General features: G+C 40.5%; 5 protein-coding genes and 1 pseudogene. All 6 read right to left on the bottom strand.

Going from position 1 to position 3,859, the window contains the following annotated elements; all coding sequences use genetic code 11:
- Positions 1 to 195: 195 nt before the first annotated feature.
- Entirely contained in the window at positions 196 to 672 is a 477-nt protein-coding gene (locus ACED48_RS20210; protein WP_017054817.1) for a GNAT family N-acetyltransferase, read from the bottom strand.
- 51 nt (positions 673 to 723) lie between these two features.
- Entirely contained in the window at positions 724 to 867 is a 144-nt protein-coding gene (locus tag ACED48_RS20205; protein WP_077681796.1) for a DUF3265 domain-containing protein, read from the bottom strand.
- The gene (locus ACED48_RS20200) at positions 830 to 1,252 is read right to left on the bottom strand and encodes a GNAT family N-acetyltransferase (RefSeq protein ID WP_017054818.1); all 423 of its coding nucleotides are present in this window, start codon (positions 1,250 to 1,252) and stop codon (positions 830 to 832) included. The genes ACED48_RS20205 and ACED48_RS20200 overlap by 38 nt, the downstream gene beginning before the upstream one ends.
- Before the next feature lie 96 nt (positions 1,253 to 1,348).
- The gene (locus ACED48_RS20195) at positions 1,349 to 1,918 is read right to left on the bottom strand and encodes a hypothetical protein (RefSeq protein WP_017054819.1); all 570 of its coding nucleotides are present in this window, start codon (positions 1,916 to 1,918) and stop codon (positions 1,349 to 1,351) included.
- A 114-nt stretch (positions 1,919 to 2,032) separates the two neighbouring features.
- On the bottom strand, positions 2,033 to 2,839 hold the full coding sequence (locus ACED48_RS20190) for an FRG domain-containing protein (protein ID WP_017054820.1): 807 nt from the start codon (positions 2,837 to 2,839) through the stop codon (positions 2,033 to 2,035).
- A 157-nt stretch (positions 2,840 to 2,996) separates the two neighbouring features.
- Positions 2,997 to 3,607 (bottom strand): annotated as a pseudogene (locus ACED48_RS20185) (MSMEG_1061 family FMN-dependent PPOX-type flavoprotein).
- Positions 3,608 to 3,859 lie beyond the last annotated feature (252 nt).

Raw genomic sequence — 3,859 nt, 5'->3', positions numbered from 1 at the left:
GGGAAATAACAGGTGAATAGCTAGAACGCAGAACAAGGCTTTTAGACCATAAACGCTTTTCTGCTCCTTGCAAACTAACGCCGCGTTAAGGGGCAGCAACGCACTGCCACCAAACTTCAATTTACCACCGTAAACACAAGTGCCAAGATTTGAGACAAATTCGCCACGCGTTGACTGTCCCTCTTGAACGCTTTGTTATAAAGCAGTTTCCATCTGGACAAACGGCCACCTTTCACCAGAAAACTCTTTGAACTTTGGCCCCTTGTCTACGGCTACAAAACCCAAAGATTTATAGCATTTATGGGCTGTTTTATTTTTGGTGAAAACCGCTAATGTCACGACTTGATACTGCTTTCGTTTTTTGATTTCTTCAAGTGATAAGCTTACCAAGGCTTTACCTATACCTTGACCTCGAAACTTAGGAGATACAGCAACACGGCATAAACGCATTTCATCGGGGCTAACGTGTTGCAGTTCAATGAAACCAAGTACGTCACTGCCGTTAGATAACGTTAAGAACTCAATTTCCTTTTGGTGGCTTCGGTTGATAATTTCGGCCGTCTCGATTGGCCAACTGAACACACGGCCACCCCATAAAAGAGACTCCTCACGACTCGAAAACCAACTAGAGATTTCTGGAGCATCATGCTCTGAAAATTGTCTTAGATACACAGTACGTCCTTATACTTTATGCCTGAATCAATAATGCTTTATAACGCCCAGTTAAGGGGTGAAGCACGCAATACCGATGTTACCGCATACCACTTCAACACCGAAACCACCGCATACCAAAAATGCCACGCGTGCTGAATCCCTCTTGAACTGTTTGTTAGGAGATTGTTCTCGACATACTGTAAAATCTATCATCAGCGCTATCCACTACAAACCCAACTCTTTCATAGAGATGGAAGGCTGGGCTGATTTTAAATACACGTAATCTTAGTCGATTAGCGCCTGATTCAATTGCTAACCTTTCACATTCAGAAAGTGCTAGTGCACCAATACCTTTATTTTGGTATTTCTCGCTGACTTGCAAGTCACGGACATAACAACCGTAGTTATCAAATGCCAAACGAATTGCTCCGACAACCTCACCATTGAACAGGATATCGAAATTGGTTAAATCATGGATTTGTTCTTCAATTTTTGAGCAATCCCAATCAACAGAATAATGCTCGTAGTATGAGCGCATATTTACGTAAGTAATTTTAGCCGAAGCTGATAAATCTTCTGTTTGTTGATACGAAACCATTGAATCTCCTAACGCCGCGTTAAGTAGTGAGCAACACGACCACCTAAACTAAACCACTGCACCATAAACACAAAAGCTAATTTGAGCTTAAAATGCCTAGCGTTGCGAATCTGCCTTAAACGCTTTGTTAGTTGCCTTTTCCCAAAGCATTATTGATGTGTCAGCAATTTTACTAAACCATATTTCAAAAAATGCATCACGCTTGTTTGATATGACATCAAAGCCTGTCTCGTGTGCAACGACTGTATCCCCGTAGATGGATTCCGCGGTAACTGTGACAGTGCAACTATCTAGTTGATCATCCACTGATTCAGAAAGGCAATAGCTGTAGATAACTTCAGATGAATTGGCACTTAGAGCGAATGGTAATGAGGTAGCAATATCTTTACTATGTGGATTCTTCAGCTGGATGACTTTCGAGAAATCATTGAAGTTAGTAATTTCAATTTCCTCACCAGATGCTAAATGTAACTGAACCCTCTTCAGAATCGCAGCACCATTACCATCGTTGATCAGTTTGAACTCACGAGTTACCTGATTATCTTTAGACGCTGCTGAAAAGTAAGTGTGGATTATAGGTAACAGCTCTTTTCGGTTATGCTGACGCTGAATAAATAAGGTTAAACAGGCAACCAACAGCGCTAAAAAAATTAATATGATTTCCATTAAAACTCCAAAGCCTTGGTGGCAACTAACGCCGCATTAAGGTGTGAGCGGCGCTTGGCTATACTTGAGCGAAGCGAAAACGCCAAGCATTGCGAATCACTCTTAAATGCTTTGTTATAACACATTGCCCCCAAGCCTGCGTTGCCATTGCACACCTAGCACAGGCTGTTTACTTAAACTACGGCAAAATCCTTCAAGTCCAGGATAAATATTAGCTGCATTAATGTTCATTTGATTTAACTTACGTAACCCAGAGTAACGCAATTTTTCTGGAATACGTATTTTTACAAAGTCATTCTCTGAATATGAATAATTTAAAAGTATACGTTCATGAATATATTCGAGATTATTAGGAGCTAGTAACAAACCTTGTTGAGCAAGTAATCGTTCGTTAGAAAATTTAGGCTCAAATGAAAACAAACATTCTATTCCGGTTTCATCTTCAAATAGAGTTTGATATGCGCGCTCAGGCTCCCCATCGAATGTGTCGATATCATCTTTTATTAACGCATCGTGATTAACAAGATAGACTGCCGCATCACTAACATCTGATTCTAGGGCGAAATATAAAGCAACGTACGGCGAAAAAGTAAAATCTAAAAGCCTAGTTGGTGCGCCATAGTGTTGCATGAGACATAACCAACTCAAGGTGTCATCTTCATCGGGTAAGTTTTTTAGATATAGATGCGCGTGGCATCGAAACTTATCTAACATCACTTGCTCGTGCTCATAGTGACTTTCAACTTTTTTAGATACATCCGCAATATGGTGAATTCGCTCTGAGTCATCGAAGCATCTATGAAGTGAGCTTTGTAAAGGCCACTCATAGTTCGATTGCCCCCTAAACAGCCACTTTCGATAATTTTTTCTGGTTACTAATCGGTCAAACTCAGCCCAGCTTTTTATTGTTTTCTCTTTCATACCCTCTCGCCATTTTATTTGAGGTGTTATAACGCCGCATTAAGGTGTGAGCAACGCAATACCAAAGCTACCGCATACCACCTTAAACACTAAACGCAACGCATAGCAAAAATGCCACGCGTTGCGAATCACTCTTAAACAGTTTGTTATACACGTGCTAAAGGCTAGACTCGTAGTAAGTCAGCATTTGTTCTTGGCTAACGTAGTCTCCACCTAACTTCTGCTGTTCTTTTATTATTTCAGCTAATGATGGCAATATTGAACGATCAACTTGAAAATCGTTAGACCACAACTTCCCACGCATAATAGCTTTAGCACAATGGAAGTATGTGCTTTCAACTACCACTTTCACAACGACCTTAGGTTCTTTATTACCATCGGGACAAAGGGCCAATAGTTCAGGCTCTGTATGGATAGTTGCATGACCCTTTAAGCGTACGACTTCACATCGATCCCTTTAACCATGAACATCATCCCCACTTTAGGGTTACTTACAATATTCTTAAGGCTATCAATTCGGTTGTTACCACTACTATCTGGTATCAAGATTGTTGACTGGTCCAAAACTTTAACAAATCCGGGAGCACCACCTTTTGGTGATATGTCTGTGAAGCCATTAACGTCAGTACTTGAAAGAATACAAAAATGGCAATTTTCAATCATTGTTATCGAATGACGATCTAACTTACTTAATACCTTATTTTGAGCTTTGTCATTCGGCTTTGGGTATATATCCAGTAGTTGTTCTATCGATGAAATCTGACTCATTCTATTACTTCCTTATAAGTGTATAACGCTAAGCTAAGTAGTGAGCAACGTAATACGAAGTCACCGCACAGCACCTTAAACACATAAATCAACGCATAGTAAAAATGCCACGTGTTGCGAATCTGCCTTAAGCGCTTTGTTAGTTTGCCACCGCGATGAAACCACAGGTTTAGCGCCAAGGTGCTGAATTAGTTATAAAACTACTGGCTTTGAACACAAAAGTAAAACGGGCGGCTCAGAAGTTAAACCCAA

The organism is Vibrio sp. 5S239 (genome assembly GCF_041439575.1).
In the GTDB taxonomy this organism is placed as follows: domain Bacteria; phylum Pseudomonadota; class Gammaproteobacteria; order Enterobacterales; family Vibrionaceae; genus Vibrio; species Vibrio kanaloae.
The sequence above is the reverse complement of the archived record's forward strand: the minus strand, read 5'-3'. Positions and strand labels throughout refer to the sequence as shown.